At 65.8% G+C, this 17,343-nt stretch carries 15 protein-coding genes; 11 read left to right on the top strand and 4 right to left on the bottom strand.

Translation table 11 applies throughout. The features are described from left to right. Nucleotides 1-12: 12 nt before the first annotated feature. The 3 genes from G3A50_RS16770 to G3A50_RS16760 form a co-directional block, all read right to left on the bottom strand. Complete coding sequence (locus G3A50_RS16770; protein WP_163076323.1) at nt 13-690, bottom strand: hypothetical protein; 678 nt, start codon at nt 688-690, stop codon at nt 13-15. Between the two features lie 84 nt (nt 691-774). Then, on the bottom strand, nt 775-1,608 hold the full coding sequence (locus tag G3A50_RS16765; RefSeq protein ID WP_163076322.1) for a sulfatase-like hydrolase/transferase: 834 nt from the start codon (nt 1,606-1,608) through the stop codon (nt 775-777). A gap of 19 nt (nt 1,609-1,627) precedes the next feature. Next, on the bottom strand, nt 1,628-2,779 hold the full coding sequence (locus tag G3A50_RS16760) for a tetratricopeptide repeat protein (RefSeq protein WP_246251803.1): 1,152 nt from the start codon (nt 2,777-2,779) through the stop codon (nt 1,628-1,630). 753 nt (nt 2,780-3,532) lie between these two features. Here G3A50_RS16760 and G3A50_RS16755 point away from each other — a divergent pair. Beyond that, entirely contained in the window at nt 3,533-6,997 is a 3,465-nt protein-coding gene (locus G3A50_RS16755) for an HlyD family efflux transporter periplasmic adaptor subunit (protein WP_163076320.1), read from the top strand. Between the two features lie 105 nt (nt 6,998-7,102). Then, complete coding sequence (locus tag G3A50_RS16750; RefSeq protein WP_163076319.1) at nt 7,103-7,828, top strand: sulfotransferase; 726 nt, start codon at nt 7,103-7,105, stop codon at nt 7,826-7,828. 67 nt (nt 7,829-7,895) lie between these two features. Here G3A50_RS16750 and G3A50_RS16745 read toward each other — a convergent pair whose 3' ends face one another. After that, entirely contained in the window at nt 7,896-8,369 is a 474-nt protein-coding gene (locus G3A50_RS16745; protein ID WP_163076318.1) for a hypothetical protein, read from the bottom strand. Between the two features lie 275 nt (nt 8,370-8,644). Between G3A50_RS16745 and G3A50_RS16740 the strand changes: the two genes are divergently transcribed. The 9 genes from G3A50_RS16740 (at nt 8,645) to G3A50_RS16700 (ending at nt 17,288) form a co-directional block, all read left to right on the top strand. Then, nucleotides 8,645-10,222, top strand: coding sequence for an alkaline phosphatase family protein (locus G3A50_RS16740; protein WP_163076317.1), 1,578 nt, complete (start codon nt 8,645-8,647; stop codon nt 10,220-10,222). Nucleotides 10,223-10,281: 59 nt separating this feature from the next. Continuing rightward, a complete protein-coding gene (locus G3A50_RS16735) occupies nt 10,282-11,241 on the top strand; it encodes an alpha/beta fold hydrolase (RefSeq protein WP_163076316.1) in 960 nt (319 codons plus the stop codon). 1 nt (nt 11,242) lies between these two features. After that, a complete protein-coding gene (locus G3A50_RS16730; RefSeq protein ID WP_163076315.1) occupies nt 11,243-12,010 on the top strand; it encodes an SDR family NAD(P)-dependent oxidoreductase in 768 nt (255 codons plus the stop codon). A 19-nt stretch (nt 12,011-12,029) separates the two neighbouring features. Continuing rightward, nucleotides 12,030-12,806: an SDR family oxidoreductase gene (locus G3A50_RS16725; protein ID WP_163076314.1), complete on the top strand. Its 777-nt coding sequence runs from the start codon at nt 12,030-12,032 to the stop codon at nt 12,804-12,806. Then, nucleotides 12,806-14,308 (top strand): hypothetical protein, encoded by a 1,503-nt coding sequence (locus tag G3A50_RS16720; protein ID WP_163076313.1) that lies wholly within the window; start codon nt 12,806-12,808, stop codon nt 14,306-14,308. Before G3A50_RS16725 ends, G3A50_RS16720 begins: the two co-directional genes overlap by 1 nt. Beyond that, entirely contained in the window at nt 14,308-15,276 is a 969-nt protein-coding gene (locus G3A50_RS16715) for a CE1 family esterase (RefSeq protein ID WP_163076312.1), read from the top strand. The genes G3A50_RS16720 and G3A50_RS16715 overlap by 1 nt, the downstream gene beginning before the upstream one ends. Nucleotides 15,277-15,294: 18 nt before the next feature. Then, nucleotides 15,295-16,176 (top strand): class I SAM-dependent methyltransferase, encoded by an 882-nt coding sequence (locus G3A50_RS16710; RefSeq protein ID WP_163076311.1) that lies wholly within the window; start codon nt 15,295-15,297, stop codon nt 16,174-16,176. A 360-nt stretch (nt 16,177-16,536) separates the two neighbouring features. After that, the gene (locus tag G3A50_RS16705) at nt 16,537-16,830 is read left to right on the top strand and encodes an acyl carrier protein (RefSeq protein WP_163076310.1); all 294 of its coding nucleotides are present in this window, start codon (nt 16,537-16,539) and stop codon (nt 16,828-16,830) included. 200 nt (nt 16,831-17,030) lie between these two features. After that, nucleotides 17,031-17,288 (top strand): cysteine rich repeat-containing protein, encoded by a 258-nt coding sequence (locus tag G3A50_RS16700; RefSeq protein WP_163076309.1) that lies wholly within the window; start codon nt 17,031-17,033, stop codon nt 17,286-17,288. The last annotated feature ends 55 nt before the right edge of the window (nt 17,289-17,343 follow it).

Genomic DNA, 17,343 nt, shown 5'->3' with positions numbered 1-17,343 from the left:
CCGTCCTGGCGTTCAGTCGGCTTTGTCCGTCGGCGTTTCGCCGTCGTGAATTTCCTCGCCAGGCCCGGCGTCGAGCTTGTGCAGCCGCGCCTCAAGTTTCTGGATCAGCTTTTCGATCTGCTCGCGTGAGGCCTGCGGATCGGCGTCGGGCTGCTCCAGACGGCGCTCGAGAAGCCGCAGCAGCGCCGCACCGCCAGCCTTGCCGCCCTCTCCGGCAGCGCCGCCTTCCTGCTTGCGTGCCATGACCCGCTTCAGCATCTCGCCGCGCGGCTCGCCGCCCTCGCCATCCTTTTCCATCAGGCGCTTGAGGATGGCCCCGCGCTTTTCGCCGCCGCCGCCACCTTCTCTATTGGCCATCAGCCGCTTCAGGATGGCCCCGCGGCGCTCGCTATTCTCGCCCTCGCCGCCGCCCGTCTCGCCCGCTTTCTTGGCGATCAGGCGCTGCAGGAAGGCGCCGCGCTTATCGCCGCCGCCACCTTCCTTGTTTGCCATCAGCCGCTTAAGCATCGCGCCGCGCTGCTCGCCACCCGCCTCGCCGACGCTGGTGTAAACATCTTCCGCCGCGCCAGCGGCCTTAGGCGCGGTACGCGTCCGCGCCTCGGAGCCGCCCTCCGCCGCATTGGCTTCCGCCCGCCGCCGCTTGAGCTCCGCAAGTTTCGCCATCAACTTGTCGTCGTTTTCGGCACTCATCAATCGCCCCCGTGCGCTTCAGACTGTCGAACGCGAAAGCCCCCCAGCTTTCCATCCGCATCATACTCCCTTGCGGTCCTGCCGTCAGGCGGGGCGCAGCCCTTCGACGAAGGGGACTTCAAAGACCTTCTCGTGCATCACCGGCCCGTGGCCGAAATAGCCTCCCTCGCCGAATGCCTCACCATGGTCGGCCATGACCACGAAATAGGTGTCGGGCGGGCTCTTCTCGATCAAGGCACCGAACAGTTCGTCGACATAGTCGACGCAACGGATCTGCTGCTCATGCAGCTCCTTCAGTGCCTTCGCGTCGAAGAAGCTCTCGCTCTCCGTGCCTACGCGCCCGCCACCATCCTCGCCCTTTGACAGCTGCTTGATCGCGCCGTGCACGCCCGAAATATGCGGGAGCTTCGAGCCATCGAGCATATAAGGATAGTGGGTCTCGCCGAGATTCAGGAAATAGAAGTGCGGCTTGTCGCTGGTGAATTCGATTTCCTTCACCATGCCTGCAAAATCGTTGTGATTAGACATCAATTTGTAATCAGCAAAGTACTTGTTCAACAAGGTGAAGCCGTTGAGAACCGGCATCGACACCTTCGCCTTGCAGATGTAGCCATGGTCACTGAGAACCTTGGCGAGAGAAAGCTGCGGAATGAACTTGTTGAAACCGAGATCGGGAATATTCAGCCGATCGACCCAACTCGAAAAGTCTTTCTTGTATACCTCGGACGCATACACGTGCTGCGGCGAACGGTGCGGAACGAGGCCCATGAGATAGGAATAGTGTGAAGGCGCGGTCCAAGACGCATACGACCAGCGCTGCTCAATCTCGCCGAGACGGCGAAAATTCGTGGAACGGGCCTTTACGAAGCTGTCGTAACGGCAGCTATCGAGGATCATGATAACAAGATTACGCGGCATAATATCGATTTCCGATTAATCAGTGTTCACGGCGCCCGAAGCGCGAGCGGCGGCCAAGCGCGGCGCGTCCTTCCTGCATGTTCGGTCGCGCTTCCGGATTGCTCTGCATTTCGTCCTTGATATCGGCGAAGCAGACCTGGAATTTCCGGGCGAGCTGCTCGTCCTCATCCGTGCTTTCCATCAGCGCCGCAATGTCGGCGTTCTTGTCCAGCAGGTCCGGGATATTGAACACGGCGGCGCGGTACTCCTCGACGGCGTAACCGTAGCGACCGAGCGTGGTGTAGATGTCGGCAATGCGCTTGTGCACCATTCCCCCGCGCCGATGCTTGCGCGCGAGCTTGCCGAGCACCGCCAGCGCCTCCTGATGCTGCCCCAGCGCCACATGACAGTCGGCGATCTGGAGCGAGGCCATCATCAGCTTCGGATTGTACTCCAGCGCCTTATCAAAGGCGGCGATCGCGTCGGCGTATTTGCCGAGCGCCATGAGGGCACCACCGAGCGCGTATCTGACAACCGGGCTCTCCGGTGAAATCTCCACCGCCTCTTCGAGGAGGTGGCAGGCGAGATCGAACTTCTTCTCGCGCAGTGCATGGCGGCCCAGCTTGTAGAGCGCGATCGAACTGTCCGGCTTGAGGTCGAGCAACCGCTCCAGCTCCTCACGGGCTTCCTCGGTCTTGCCCTGCTTCTCGTACAGGTCGGCGAGCATGAGCCGCACCGGCGCCTGCTGCGGATTGAGGGCGAGCGATTCCTTGAGGCGCTGTTCGGCCTCATCGAATTCCGAGCGCTCCTTGTGCAGCTTGCTCAGGCGGATCTGCCCGATGGCCCGGGAAGGATCAGCCGCGCTGGCTTCCTCGTACTCCTCCATGGCACCGACCGTGTCGCCCAGCTTGGCGCGGCACTCGGCGCTGAAGAGAAGCGCGATCCGCTGCTTGGGATCGATGTCGAGAGCGGCCTGGAAATGTTCGAGCGCGGCCTCGAAGTCCTTTTCCATGAAGTAGACCCGCCCCAGCCCGACATAGGCGACGGCTTCACCGGGACGACGCTTCACGATTTCTTCAAACAACGCGCGCGCGCCTGCCGCGTCGCCATTTTTCAGGGCCGCAACAGCATTCTGAATCTCGGATCGATCTTCAGCCCCCGCACCCCGACGACCGCCCCGCAACCCGACCATTTCAACTCACCCCATGCCACGCGCATATGCCTATAAATATAGGTCGCCCATTTGACCTTGGCCCGCTTGTGACTTAAATTCCGCAATGCAGCATACAGCCTACTTCTTCAGTATTTCGTTGACAAGTGCGGACGATCGAAACTCGTTGCCGCTGCAGCTTTACGTGGCCAGATACCGCTGTGGATATACCGCTGCCGACAGTACAATTTTTCGGTAGTACATTTTTCAACGCTGAGTATCAGGCGCCACCCGAGGACGCGAACTTCTGAAACTCTGCGTCGTGAGGTGCATATAAACGAAGCACATGAATCTTATATTTGAACCTATTATAGGCTGCGCCCATTCGAACCTCTCTTCTCCGCACCCGAACCGGGCGCGGTCGACCGTTCGGTGAACGAACGGCGCCGCAGGCGCCCGGAAGGTTGGGCAATCATGCAACATAGAGTCCAGAAGCCGCGACCTGCCACGTCCGCGTTGACTGAATCTTACCAGTCCTGCGACGACAACGGGGGCACGCAAGCGCGGCCCATGCCATGGCGACGGACGAATGAACGCATGAGTGCCTGCCTCTGCCTTGATGTCATCAAGTCGGTGGATGATCATTCTTGAATCAGGATTGGTGGCGGGCGCCGATGATCGCATGTGACAGCTTCCCCAGTGATGGCCTTCCCCGGCCCAGCGCCGCGCGACGCATGGCGCGTGCCTGCACCGAGGGGCTGGCGGCTGGAATGAACCGGAGCGATATGCACCGTCATGGTTGACGCCTCCCGCCCGAACATGCCCCGTGCCGCCGAACGCCGCCTGCGCCCCGACCTTGTGGTGAAGCGTGACGACGCGGCCGGCGTCATTCGCGTCACCGACCCGTCGACCGGAACAGAGACCCTGTTCGAAGGCGCGGACGTCTACCTGTTCGACCTCTTCGACGACACGCGCCGCGCCGATGCCTATCGGCGCTTCCGCGAGCGTTTCGGCCGCGATATCGATCCCTTCGCGCGCCGGAAGATCCTGGAGCGGCTGCGCGCGGCGGACCTTCTGACGGGGTCCGACGCACGCGCCGCCGCGCGCACGGCGGCGGCGTCGGAGGTTCGCGCCGCCTCGCCGGCCGCCTTTTCGGCGGCGCGCCGGAACCTGCGCACGCCTGCCGACACGCCGCCGAACGCGAGGGACGCTTCGCCAGCGCCCGCCACCGGCATACGAAACGCCAATCTCGCCGCCCCCCGGGACGAGCCCCAACTGGCGCGCGCGAGCGCGCGGCACACACCTCGCTCGCGCAAGAGTGCGACCTCCGCGCCCGAAGCGGAAGACAAGGCCGCCTCGCCCGCACCGCTGACAAACCCTGCCGCGTCGATATCCGCGGACGACCATGCCGCCATGTTCGAGGGGCTCAACGACTTCGACGAGACCATCCGTCGCCCGCAGGCGCCGCCGGACATCACGGCTCACCGGGTTCCGCCGACGGCACGGCGGGAAAGCGCCGAGACTGCGTCGACAGCGAACCCTCCCGCGGCTCCCGCGCCTTCGCCCGAGATCTCACCGTCCGATACGGTGGCCGAGGCGGGCCCGAAAGCCGGATCACCCGACAAAAGCACGTCGCCGGCGGCCGACGAACAGGCGCCGGCGCCCGACACCAGCCGCGCCGCCCGTGGCAGGTCCACCCGCGAACGCGTCACGCCCAAGCATCTGGGAACCGCTGCACGCCGCGCGGCCAGCGAAGCGGGCGCACCCGCACGGCGGATCAAACCATCCACGCTTCCCACGAGCGAGCGTCTCGCGCTGCCCGCGCCGGTCAGCGGCGCGCCGACGGAACCGGCGAGCAAAGGCCCGTCGGCTAAGGACGCATCGGGCAAGACCGCGTCCACGGACAGCGGGGCCGGGAGTGGCGAGGCGATCGCGGCGTCGGATTTCGATGCCGAGCTGTTTTTCGGTGACATGGACGAAGAGTTGTTCGGCGCCGGCGGACGTGCTGCCGGCTCAGGGCCGCGTGCCCGCGGCAAGGGCCGCGCCGGTGGCGGCGGTCTGGGTGGTGGCGGCTTGGGCGGTGGCCTCGGTGGCGGCGATCTTGGCGGCGGCTTGGGCGGAGGAGGTTTCGCCGGCCGGTTCGGCGGCGGGGGTCTCGGTGGCGGAGGGCTTGGTGGTGGTCTGGGCGGTGGAGGCTTGGGCGGCGGTTTAGGCGGAGGCGGAATGGGCGGAGGCGGCCGCGAGGCGCTGTTCGCGGCCCTTGCCGGCCGTGGCCGAGCGGGCGAGGAAGCCCCGCGCGCGCCGTCCGATCGTGTCTCGCTGTTCAATCCCCGTCTGCTCTTCGGCCTTCTCGCCGTGCTGTTCTGGCCTATGCGTTATCTGCACTGGCTGCTCTGGCCGCTGCTGGTCTTCGCCGGCGCGGTGATGTTCCAGAAATGGAATCTGTTCTCGGCCGACCTCAGGGCGATCTCCTGGACATGGTCGACCATCGCCAGCACGCTGGTGAGCCTGCTGATCGTCAATTTTTCCGCCCGCCTGACACAAGGCACGGTGATCCAGCACAGCGGAGGCAAGGTGAAGCAGTTCGGCATCGTGGTCGAACTTGGCATTCTGCCCCGCTTCTTTGTCGACAAATCCGCGATCCCGACCCTCAGCCGCTCCGGCCAGCTCTGGGCGTACGGCGCCCCGCTGGCTACCCGCCTGTGGATGTTCGGCGGCGGCACCCTGCTGTGGAGCATGCTCCACGGCAGCGGCTCCACGCTTTCGAACTATGCGCTGGTGGTGGCTCAGGCCGCGCTGATCGAGTTCATCATCATCGCCTTCCCCCTCATGCCGGCCGACGGCATGAACTGGATGACGACCTGGTTCGGCGAACCGAACCTGAAGAAGAAGGCGCTGGCCTCGCTGCGCAACTGGCTCACCGGCCGGCCACGCCCGGCAATGGTGAAGCCCGAGGAAGAAACCGCCCTGATCCTGTTCGGCATCGGCGCGGTGCTCTGCGCGTTTCTCTTCGTCGGCACCCTGCTGACCTATATGGCGATTGTGCTGGAGGTGGAGGTCGGCGGCGCCGGAATGGGCATTTTCCTGCTGCTGTGCGTCTCCTGCGCGCTGTGGTTCGTGTCCATGTTCACGCGCGGCCACCGCACGCCGTGGGTCCTTCCGCCCGCAACGGAAGCTAGCAAGCCCTCCGTCGCTCCCGACAAGGGCGCCGCGACCGCCAAGCCCCGCGCCAACATCGCGGCCTGGGGCCGGGTGTTCTGGGCCATCGTGTGCCTCTTCCTGCTGGCCGTAGCCTTCCTGCCCTACGAATACGAGGCTTCCGGCTCCTTCAACATCCTGCCGACCGGGCGAAACCAGGCCAATGCCCGCACCGATGGCGAGATCGTCCGGGTGACGGTGCGCGAGGGCGACTGGGTGAAGGAAGGCGAGATCCTGGGCAAGCTCTCGTCCTGGGATCAGGAACACGATGTTGCCGTGACCCGTGCCCGCCTTGCCGAAGCGAAGGCGAGGCTCCAGCAGTTGGTCGAGGGCGCCAAGGCCGAACAGATCGAGGTCGCCGAGAAGGAAGTGGATTCCCAGCGCGCCAGCGTCGCCTTCTCCGAAGCGGAAATGAAGCGCCAGTCCGAGCTGGAAAAGACCGGAACGGCCTCGCCTGCGGCCTTCGAGCGTGCCAAGTCCCGCTATGACAGCGATGTCGCCAAGCTGAACGTCGCCATCGCCGATCTGGCGCTGGTGCGCAGCTCCGCCACCCAGAGCGAGATCGACGCCCGCAAGGCCGATGTCGACCGGCTCTCCGCCGAGCTGGCCTATAATGAGGACCTGCTGGAGCGCACCGACATCCGCGCCCCGGCGGACGGACACGTGGTCACGCCCAATCTGCATCTGCTGATCGGAAAGTGGCTGCGCTCCGGCCAGCCGCTGCTCGAAACCGAGAACACCCGCACCGTCGACGCCGAGATCGACCTGCCGGAGGCCGACATCTCGCTGATCCAGCCGGGCGACGAGGTGCGCATAAAGGCGTGGGGCTACAGCGACCGGCCGATCACCGGCAAGGTGGTCTCGATCGCCCCCGCCGCCGAGAAGCGCAGCTACGGCATGGTGGTGCGCGTCAAGGCGACCATTCCCAATGATGACGGCGCGCTGAAATCCGGTATGACCGGCTACGCCAAGATTGACGGCGAGCAGATGATGACGTGGCAGGCTTTCCTGCGCTTCCTCATGCGCTTCTTCCAGGTCGAGGTCTGGTCGTGGATCCCCTGATGCGGGAAGATCACCACGGCAGCGAGTGAACAACGGAAACGTGACGTGCTGGACAGTGCCCAACCCATCTTCATCCTCGACGCTCCGACCAGCCGGCACCACGCCATGATCGGCGCGATGCTGGGGCAGCACCCGGCCTGCTTCGGCATGCCCGAATTGAACCTGCTTGTCGGCGACAATCTCGAGGAGATGTCGTTCAAGCTGAACCAGCCGCACAATGGCCAGTTGCACGGGCTGCTGCGCGCGGTCGCGCATCTGGTCGCCGGCGAGCAGAACATGGATACGATCGCCATGGCCCGCCGCTGGATGATCCGGCGGATGAGCCTGCCAAGCTGGCGCATATTCGACGAGCTGCGCCAGATGGTGGCACCACGGCGGATGGTCGATCCCAGCCGCGCCTATTCACTCAAGCCCGACGCGCTCAAGGTCATCGCCCGCGCCTGCCCCGGCGCCAGTGTCGTGCGGCTGATCGATACGGACAACGCGGGAGCCTCCCGGGCAGCGGGCGCCGCGCAGAAGAAGCAGGCCGCCCTTTCCGCCTTCTTCGAGACCTTTCCCGCGGAACAGGTGGCGGATCTGTCGGTGGAAGCGTTCGAGCTGGCGCCGCGCATGACGCTGCGCAAGCTGTGCACCGCGCTTGACCTGGCCTGCGACGACGCCGTTCTGGATGCCATGATGCACCCGGAACATTCGCCGTTTTCCAGGCTTGGACCGGTCGGCGCGAATTTGGGGAACGACCCGGAATTCCTTGGCGATCCGACATTCAAACCGCGAATGGCACCACCTGCCGAGCAGAGCCTGGCCCGGCAAGGCGACAACCAGCCGGGTTGACGCCGCGCCTCGCGGCCGCGCCCCGGTGACCGACGGCGGGCAAGGCCAGTAGCGCGGGGGGGGGCGACTAATCGGTCGCGCCCTGCGGCGAGCGACTGCGCAGCAGGGCCGCCTCAAGCATGTCGAGTTCCTCGACCAGCACCTTCGACAGCGCGTTGAGCATGCCGATACGGTGGCGCAGGTCCTCAAGGTGAGCCTCGATCTCCTCGGGCGGGCTGGAACTGTCCAGCGTCGCCGCACTGAGATCGAAATTCATCGGGCTGTGCAGGAAGTCCTGCAGGTGCAGCATCTGCTGCACCTTGCCGTTGTTGGTGTCATTGACCGGGATCACATCCTCGATCACCACCGGCGAGGGGCGCGGCGTTGCCGCGCGCGACCGCAGCCGCGCCGCCGGGGCGGGCAAGGTGTCTGCGACGCTGTCCTGCGCAGACGTATCGTCCGTAAGCGTGCCGTTGCCAGCACGGTCATGCGCCGGACGGGTTTCGTGGGCCTGAGCGAAGATCTTTGAATCCGTCGCCCGGACCTCCCGCTTCCCGTTCATAAAGTCACCTCGTAGTCTGACAGACGAGCGCGGCACCGATCTTGCCTGCCCGAAACCGCGTCGCCTTGTACGTGCCCCAATCGTTGGGAAACGGGTCGGCGCATCATGTTAGCGTACCAACGCACCTTGCCTGCGCGCTGCCTTTTCATCGATTTGTGCCGATGATAAGCTCTCGCAGTTGCGAAAAGAAGACGTTTCTCGCTTCCTGAATGGGCGTGGAAATAGTTCATGCTGGGACATATCGTGCCGGGGGCGGCAGTGGAGATTGCGGTTCGATGAAAGTGCTGATGATTGGGCTCGATGGCGCCACGTTCACTTTGCTGGATCCGTTGATCCAGCAGGGAGTAATGCCATTTCTCGGGTCAATTCTCGACAATGGCGTACGTGCCAACCTGATGTCGACGCGCAATCCCCTTACACCTCCTGCCTGGACCTCGATGGTATCCGGCCGCCGCCCGGAGGCACACGGCATCTACGACTTCCTGCGCCCGATAACGATGCGGGACGGCGGTGTGTTCCTGAAGATCAACGATTTTCGCGACAATCACTGCGAGACGCTGTGGTCGATCGCCAATCGGGGCGGCAAGCGCGCCACCAGCCTCAACTTCTACGGCATGTCGCCGGCACCCGCGATCGACGGGTACGTCATCTCCGGCTTCGTGCCCTGGCGTCACCTGCGGCACGGCATCCATCCCAAGAGCCTGTTCGACACTGTCCGCGCCATGGACAAGTTCGACTATCGCGACCTTGGCATGGATATCGGCGAGGAAAAGAAGTGCGTGCAGGGTCTGCACGAGGGTGAACACGTCGAGTGGATCGACCTGCAGGACCGGCGCGATTCAGCCTGGGCCGACATGACGACCTACATCCTCAATACCGACCCGACCGACCTCACCGCCGTGGTTCTGGACGGGCCGGACAAGGTGCAGCACCTGTTCTGGCGCTTTGTCGACCCCGCGCTCGTCAAGGAAGACGGCGACGAGTGGTACCAGCAGATCCGCCAGCTCTGCCTCGGCTTCTATCGCAAGCTCGACGAGAATATCCAGAAGATGGTCGAGGCGGCCGGCCCCGACACCGATGTGATCCTCACCTCGGATCACGGCTTCGGCCCGACCACCGAGATTTTCTATGTGAATGAATGGCTGTCGCGGAACGGCTACCTGACCTGGTCCAACACCGCGGCCGACGACTCGCTCGGCCAGCTCACCGCCGAGAAGATCCGCGACCATCTCGGCATGATCCAGTGGCAGGCGACCTCCGCCTTCTGCCCCACGCCGAGCAGCAATGCGATCTACATCAAGAAAGACCTCGGCTCCGGCAGCGGTGTGAAGGAGGAGGACTATCTCGAATTCGCGATGAAGCTGCAGGCCGAGCTGCTTGAGATCCGCGACCCGGTGAATGGCGAGAAGATCGTCATGGGCGCCGATCTCAACAAGCTGCGCGGCACCAGCTTCGTCGAGCCCTGCCCCGACATCACGCTGCGCCTGCGCGACGGCGGTTTCGTCTCGATCCTCAAGGCCCGCGAGATCATTTCCCAGCGCGCGGAGGCCGATGGCACCCACCGTCCGGCCGGCATCTTCATCGGCTACGGCCCGAGCTTCCGCAAGGGCGCGAGGGTCGAGGACTTCAGCCTGCTCGACATCGCCCCGCTCATCCTCACCCTGATGGGGCTGCCGGTGCCGAGCGACCTCGACGGCCGCGTGCCGCAGGAAACGCTCGCCGACAAGCGCGAGGCCGTCATCGGCGGCACGACGCAGGCGGCAGGCGCCAGCGACGACGAGCGTGATGAGCCAAGCGAAGAAGAGCGCGAGGCACTGATGAAGCAGCTCAAGATCCTCGGCTATATGGATTGATCCGCGCCAGCGCCCGGGGCCGCCGGCTCCGGGCGCGCCGCCCTATTCGGACGCGTTCCATGCCGATGCTCGCCCTCAACGACCTGGAGGTCCACTACCAGCGCATGGGCGCGGGCGAGGACGTGATTCTCATTCACGGTCTCGGGGCGAACCTCGCATTCTGGTATCTGGGCGGGGGCCGGCATCTGGCGACGAGCCGGCACCTGTTGCTCTACGACCTGCGCGGCCACGGCCGTTCCTCCATGCCGCCGAACAGCTACCGCCTGCCCAGCATGGTGGCGGACCTGACGGCGCTGATGAGCCATCTGGGTCTGGAGCAGGCGCACATTGTCGGCCACAGCTTCGGCGCGCGGGTGGCGCTGGCTTTCGCTGGCCTGCACCCGGAAAAAGTGCGCAGCCTCGTGGTTGCCGACACCCAGATCCGGGCGTTTCAGCCGCTGATCCGGCTGCGTGACTGGCCGCACTGGAAGAAGTGGAAGGAAGAGCTGATGTCGCTGGGGCTCAAGGAGCCGCCAAGCGACGACTCGATCATCGATTTCCGCCTGCTGTCCGAGCTCAACAAATATGGCGGCGACCTCGCCGGCACCGGCGTCGCCCGCCCGACACGCCGCATTTCCCTGCGCTCGCGCGACATGGGCAATCGCGGCCGCGAAAACTGGCAGACCATGCTGGCGAGCACGACGGCAGGCACCGAACTCGAGGACGAGACGCCGCTGGAGAGCGATTTCTTCTCCCGGGTCACGGCGCCGACGCTGCTTCTGTTCGGCGAGCTCTCGCACTGCCTGCCGACCGCCTACGCCCTACAAGAACACCTCCCACGAGCACGGCTGATCCAGGTGCCGCGCGCCGGGCATTTCTTCCCGGTGGTCGAACCGGTCCGCTTCGCGCGCGCGGTCGACCGCTTCCTCACCATCAACGAACTGCGCGGCGAGAGCATCAGCCCACCCTCGCTGGAAAACCGGCGAGGCCGGCTGCGGGCCCTGCTGCGCGGCAACGAGCGTCTGGGGCGGAGCCACTGATTTGCAAGCGGAGCATGTAAGCGTCGTCACCGGCGGCAGCAGCGGCATCGGGCGCAGCATCGCCGAGGAACTGGCCCGGCGAGGCAGCTCGGTGGTGATCGTCGGGCGCGATGCCGCCCGCCTCGACGCCACGCTGAACACGCTGCGTGCGCTTGGCCCCGGCCGCCACAGCGCGCTCGCCCTCGATGTCGGCACGGCGAGTTCCTTCGCCGCGCTCGACACGGTGCTGGCCGACTATCGCCGCGTTGACCTTCTGCTGGCCTCAGCCGCGCTGGGCGAGGGCCCCGCCGGCGGCGACCGCCTGCCCCGTGCCACGCGCGACCTGCCGCTTTCCACCTTCCAGCGCGTGATCGACATCAACCTTCACGGCGTGTTTCTGGCCGTCAAGGCGGTGCTGCCGCTGATGATCGCGCAGGGCGACGGCGACATCGCCGCGGTTAGTTCCTCGACCACGCCGCACGGCCTCGGCGGGCGTCCGATGGCCCCGGCCTATTGCAGCTCGAAATTCGCCATTGCCGCGCTGTTCCGCACCCTCGCGGAAGAGGTTGCCGAGCAAGGCGTTCGCGTGCACACCCTGTTTCCGGGGCCGGTCGAGACGCCGCTGATCGCCGACACCATGCTGCACGCCCCCTATGGCGGGCGGATCACGGCGGAACATTTCGCCACATCCGTGCTCGATCTGATCGAACTGAACCGCTCGGCGGTGTTCGCCGAGCCGATTATCCTGCCGGTGCCGGTGGAGCGCAGCGCTCCTCCGGGCGCAAGCTGACAGTGCTTTGGAGACTCTCATGACCGACCCGCTGAGCGGCAAGACTGTGATCGTCACCGGTGCGACGGGCGGCATAGGCGGCGCCTGCGTGCGTGCGCTGTTCGCCCGCGGCGCCAATGTGACCCTGGTTGACCGCAGCCCCGAACGTCTCGCCGCGCTTGCCGCCGAGGGTGGCGACCGTGCGCTGGCGCTAGTGCTCGACGTCGCAAGCGAAGAGGACATGGCACGCATGGCGGCCGAGACGATCGAGCGCTTCGGTGCCATCGACACGCTGATCTCTGCCGCCGGCATCCTGCGCACCGGCGGTCAGCCGCGCATGGTGTCCGACACCAGCTTCGACGAGTGGAAGACCATTCTCTCGGTGAACCTCACCGGCACCTTCCTCAGCAACCGCGCCGTACTGGGGCAGATGACCAAGCAGGGCCAGGGCGACATCGTCAACGTGTCGTCGACGTCGGGCCGCCAGGGTCGCCCCTTCGACGCCGCCTACTGTGCCTCGAAATTCGGCGTCGTCGGCTTTTCCGAATCCCTTGCCGAGGAGGTCGGGCGCATCGGCATCCGCGTGCAGACCCTGCTGCCGGACGCCGTCGACACACCCTTGTGGGAGCAGAGCGGCACCGCCGCGATCCGCCCGCGCGAACTTCTCACTCCGGAGCGCGTCGCCGAGGTGATCCTCTATCTGATCACCCTGCCGCGCGACACCTACCTGCTCAACCCGACGCTGTATCCCTCGCGCCAGCGGGCCCGGCGCCGGGCGGCTGCGCCTGCGGTCGCCGGCGGCGAGGCGGTGAGCTGATGCTGGCGCCGCGCTTCCCGCACGATCCCGCGCCGCTGCCTGGCCTCTCGCGCGCCGACTTCACCTGCATCGGCAAGGCGGGCCTTGGAGACGGGCACAACAACTACGCCCACTCCATGGCGTGGTTCAACGGCAAGCTCTATCTGGGCACCACGCGCTCCAATCTGTGCATGCTGCGCATGCAGTCCTCCTACTCGGACATGCCTTTCACGACCTGGCCGGTGGAGTGCCCGGAGACCATGGACGAGCTCTACAAGCTCGACCGCCGCGCGCAGATCTGGTGCTACGATCCCAGCACACTGAGCTGGGAGATGGTGTTCCGCGCGCCGATGGTTGACGGCATTGGCGGGGGCAAGGTGCCGCGCGAGATCGGCTACCGCTCGATGCAGATTTTCCAGGGCGCCGGCGATCCCGCCCCCGCGCTGTACGTTTCGGCCTGGGCGCCCGGCCGCGCGCCAGGCGGGCTCATCATGCGGACCTATGACGGGCGCACCTTCGAGCAGATTTCGCGCTACGGCATTCTTGAGAACGCGCCGATTTCCACCACCCGCTGCCTGACGGCCTTCAAGGGCCGCATGTTCTTCTCGCCAACCGCCAAGCGTGGCACCGACGGCGCACAGCAGAACACAACCGGACTGCCGGTGGTGTTCGAATCCGCCGATCCAGCCTCGAACGAATGGCTGGAAGCCAGCGAATTCGGCTTCGGCGATGTGGGAAATCTCGGCATTTTCACCCTGTGCGCGGAAGGCGACCGGCTCTATGCGGGCACCTTCAACCTCGATGGCCTCCAGGTCTGGGCCAGCGATTGCGAGGGCAAGCCGCCCTATCGCTGGACCAAGCTAATCGACAAGGGCGCCTATCGCGGTCCGCTCAATCAGGCCGTAGCCTCGATGACCGGCTTCAAGGGCTCGGTCTATGTCGGATCCGGCATCCAGGGCGGGGGCTATGACCGGGTCAACGGCGTCGGCCCCGCCGGCTCCGAACTGATACGCATCAACCCTGACGACAGCTGGGACCTTATCGTCGGCGAGCCGCGCGACACGCCCGATGGACGGCGGGAACCGCTCAGCGTCATGCGCTCGGGCTTCGGCAATCTGTTCAACGGCTATTTCTGGACGCTCGGCGTCCACAAGGATTGGCTGTATCTGGGCACATATGACTGGACCGTCACGCTGCGCTGGACCGAGAACGACGCCGCCCCGGCACGGGTGCAGCGCCTTTTTCAGCTCATGACCCGCGAACAGCTCATCGATCATGAGGGCGGCGCGGACCTCTGGCGTACCAGCGACGGCGACAACTGGCTGCCGGTGACACGCAAGGGCTTCGAAAACCCCTACAATTTCGGCATTCGTAATCTGGTGTCCTCCGACGTCGGCCTGTTCGTCGGCATTGCCAACGTGTTCGGCCCGCGCGTGGCGGTACGGCGGGGCGACGGCTGGGAGTATCAGGACAATCCCGACGGCGGGCTTGAGGTCTGGCTGGGCGACAAGGTCGCGACCTGATGCGCGGCGGCAACCTGGTTCTCATCCTCATTCTGATACTGCTCGTCTTCTTCTGGCTGCGCCGGCGGGCGCGGCTCGGACGTCCGGTTTTCATGCCCCGGCTGGGGCGGCGCCCGCGCCGCGTCACCGTCGCCGTCCAGGGCGCGCGGCGCGAGGCCGAGGTCTACGCCTCGGGCGCCACGGCCGGCGCGCCATTGCTGCTGTGCTTTCATGGCGGGCTGGGACAGATCGAGCGCTTCGCGCGCGGCAGCGGCCTGTCGAGCCGCGGGCCGGCGCGCGGCTATGTGGTCGCCTTCCCCTCCGCCCCGACCGGCTGGGTCGACGGACGCCCGGAGCTGGGCGAGAGCACGCAGGATCTCGATTTCGTCGAGGTCCTCATCGAGAAACTCGCCGTGGACCTGCGCATCGACACCAGCCGTGTCTTCGCCATCGGCGTCTCCAATGGCGGCATGTTCGTCGAGCGCCTCGCCGCCGAGCGGCCGGCGCTTCTCGCCGGCGGGGCAGCCATCATCGCCTCGGTGCCCGCGCGCATGGCCCGGTCTGTCGCCGAGGCCCCGCCCCTGCCCTTCGCGCTCATCTGCGACCGCAACGACCAGATCATGCCCTGGCATGGCGGGCAGATCATGCGGGGGCAGAACCGCGGCTATGGCGGCGAGGTGATCCCGGTCGAGGACGTGCTGGAGCTGTGGGTTCACCGAAATCGCGCCGTCGCGACCGGTGCGCCGGTGCGTGTGGCCGGCCCGGAAGGCCACTTTGTCGACATCCAGGATTTTAGCGCCCAGCCGGGCGGTGCGCCGCTGCGCTTCGCCGCTGTCACCGGCGAGGGGCATCGCTGGCCGCGCTGGCCGGCCTATCGCGGCACCACCGGCTTCGACGCCGGCGAGGTCGCGCTGGACTTCTTCGCCCACGCCGTCGGCCCCTCGGTCGGTGCTCGACAGCGTGACGCTTCACGATCCGCCAGAGCCTAGCCGAAGGGGGGCAGTCTCATGAGCTTGAACCTGGTCGACACGACCTACGAATCCTACGCCAACCTGCCCGAATACATCTCCGTCAATCAGGTCCTCATCGACCAGATCGATCTTGACGGCGTGAGGCGCGTCGCGGACCTCGCCTGCGGCACGGGGCTGCTCTCCGGCCTGCTGCTCGACCGCGCGCCGGATGTCGCCATTTGCGGCGTCGACCTTGACCCGGAGCAGACCGGCATCGCCGGCCGCACCTTCGCCGGACGCGGACGTCTGCTTTCCGGCCTCGAAGCGTTCCGCGCCGAGGGGGCCAAGGGCGCCTGTTTCCTCACGCAGAGCGCGGACGAACTGCCGCTGGAAGATGGCGAGGTTGACCTCGTCATGATCGGCAACGCCATCCACCTGATGCCCGACAAGGACAAGTTCCTTGCCGAGGTCGCCCGCATCCTGCGGCCCGGTGGCGAATTCATCTTCAACTCGCTGTTCTATGTCGGCACCTTCCCGGAAGGCAGCGAGCCGATCTACACCGAATGGCTGAAGCAGTCGGCGATCATTCTCGACGAAAAGAACCGGGCCCGCATCGCAGCCGGCGAACCGCCGATCCCGCGCAAGCGTGGGGGTGGCGGGCGCGCCTTCGCCAAGGGCTGGCTGTCGCCCGAGGGCTGGGCCGAGAAGGTGGCGGCCGCCGGCATGACGGTCACCAGCGTGGGCCGCAGCGAGTCGATTATCTCGCGCAGCGGCCTCCAGCTCATCGGGGCCTATGGTGGCCTCGCGGAAGTGCTGATGAGCGGCTATCCCGTCGACATCGCAGCCGCGTGCCTGTTCGAGGGGGTGGACCGGGCGTTCGATGAAATGGGCATCGAGTCCGTGCCCAGATACTGGATGGAAATGAAGGCCCGCCGCTGACCGCGCGCGGCCTCCTCGCGCAGGCGCCGGAAGACGAATGACCGCCCTGGTGCGCTGGGCGCGTCAGGCCTTTTCATGATGCGGAATTGTTGCGCGGAAAGAGGGGTCAAACGTGCAGGCTTGCGGCGACCTCGGCCATGCCGATGGCGGCGTACCGTTGTCCTGTAGGACGAGCCACCATGCCGCCCGCATGATGTTTGCTTCCAGGTGCGGCAGAATCGTCGCATCGCCGGCCCGAACATTGCCTGCAGCGTCTTGAGACTTCCTCAGGTGCCGCACAGGCACTATGAGGAATATTGCATACTGGGGTGGCGGGGGCGTCGGCAGAAGCCGGAGCCTGCCTTGAGGGGGTAGTCTGTTATGAGCCTTGCGACGCGTGCGGATGTCGAAGTTACTGTCATTAATGTCGCCAACGACATGGTCGCTGGCTGGGATATCGATCTGCCCAACGGCATCACGTCAGAGACCAAGCTGATGGAGGACCTGTCCTTCGAATCGATCGACGTCGTGCAGTTCGCCGTCGCCATCGAGCAGGCGGTCGAGCGCAAGGGCCTGCCCTTCGAGAAGCTGTTCATGAAGGAAGGCGAGTATGTCGACGATGTCGAGCTGCGCGAGGTGAGCGACTTCCTCTGCAAGGAACTGGGCGTCCACTGACGCGAGCCGCGCCTCAGAGGCGCGTCCCGGCAGCAGGCACGAAACCGCCCGACGGCGCGGGCTGTCGGCGCCATCAGGCGACCATAATCAACACCCTGAATGACGCTTCGGCCCACCGGCATGGAACCCTTGCCGGCGACGGGACGTTGTTCGCGTGCCATTATGTTCTCGCGCCTGCCGCGACCCCTGGGAGATCGCCAATGAGACATCCAATCATGATCGGCGCGCTGTTCGGCGGCCTGCTTTTCGCCGGCGCGGCCTCGGCGCAGAACGCCATGTCGCCGGAAATGAAGCAGGTGCTGGTCCAGACCTGCCGCCAGGACATCGCCACCCACTGCTCCGGGGTACAGCCGGGGAACGGCGCGGTGAAGGGATGTGTGCGTGACAATTTCCGCAGCTTCTCGCAGCCCTGCCAGTCCGCGCTCCGGCAGGTGATGGCCCAGCGCAACCAGCAGTAGTCACGTCAACGCCTCAACGCTCTTTCGGCCCACCCGACGGGCGGGAAGAGGCGCG

The organism is Ancylobacter pratisalsi, assembly GCF_010669125.1.
In the GTDB taxonomy this organism is placed as follows: domain Bacteria; phylum Pseudomonadota; class Alphaproteobacteria; order Rhizobiales; family Xanthobacteraceae; genus Ancylobacter; species Ancylobacter pratisalsi.
The sequence above is the reverse complement of the archived record's forward strand: the minus strand, read 5'-3'. Positions and strand labels throughout refer to the sequence as shown.

Bases quoted from the DNA above. Each gene is read 5' to 3' on its own strand.
- G3A50_RS16755 (WP_163076320.1), top strand. From the start codon at position 3,533: ATGGTTGACGCCTCCCGCCCGAACATGCCCCGTGCCGCCGAACGCCGC.
- G3A50_RS16765 (WP_163076322.1), bottom strand. From the start codon at position 1,608: ATGCCGCGTAATCTTGTTATCATGATCCTCGATAGCTGCCGTTACGAC.
- G3A50_RS16735 (WP_163076316.1), top strand. From the start codon at position 10,282: ATGCCGATGCTCGCCCTCAACGACCTGGAGGTCCACTACCAGCGCATG.
- G3A50_RS16725 (WP_163076314.1), top strand. From the start codon at position 12,030: ATGACCGACCCGCTGAGCGGCAAGACTGTGATCGTCACCGGTGCGACG.
- G3A50_RS16720 (WP_163076313.1), top strand. From the start codon at position 12,806: ATGCTGGCGCCGCGCTTCCCGCACGATCCCGCGCCGCTGCCTGGCCTC.
- G3A50_RS16705 (WP_163076310.1), top strand. From the start codon at position 16,537: ATGAGCCTTGCGACGCGTGCGGATGTCGAAGTTACTGTCATTAATGTC.
- G3A50_RS16745 (WP_163076318.1), bottom strand. From the start codon at position 8,369: ATGAACGGGAAGCGGGAGGTCCGGGCGACGGATTCAAAGATCTTCGCT.
- G3A50_RS16710 (WP_163076311.1), top strand. From the start codon at position 15,295: ATGAGCTTGAACCTGGTCGACACGACCTACGAATCCTACGCCAACCTG.
- G3A50_RS16700 (WP_163076309.1), top strand. From the start codon at position 17,031: ATGAGACATCCAATCATGATCGGCGCGCTGTTCGGCGGCCTGCTTTTC.
- G3A50_RS16750 (WP_163076319.1), top strand. From the start codon at position 7,103: ATGATCGGCGCGATGCTGGGGCAGCACCCGGCCTGCTTCGGCATGCCC.
- G3A50_RS16715 (WP_163076312.1), top strand. From the start codon at position 14,308: ATGCGCGGCGGCAACCTGGTTCTCATCCTCATTCTGATACTGCTCGTC.
- G3A50_RS16740 (WP_163076317.1), top strand. From the start codon at position 8,645: ATGAAAGTGCTGATGATTGGGCTCGATGGCGCCACGTTCACTTTGCTG.
- G3A50_RS16770 (WP_163076323.1), bottom strand. From the start codon at position 690: ATGAGTGCCGAAAACGACGACAAGTTGATGGCGAAACTTGCGGAGCTC.
- G3A50_RS16760 (WP_246251803.1), bottom strand. From the start codon at position 2,779: ATGGTCGGGTTGCGGGGCGGTCGTCGGGGTGCGGGGGCTGAAGATCGA.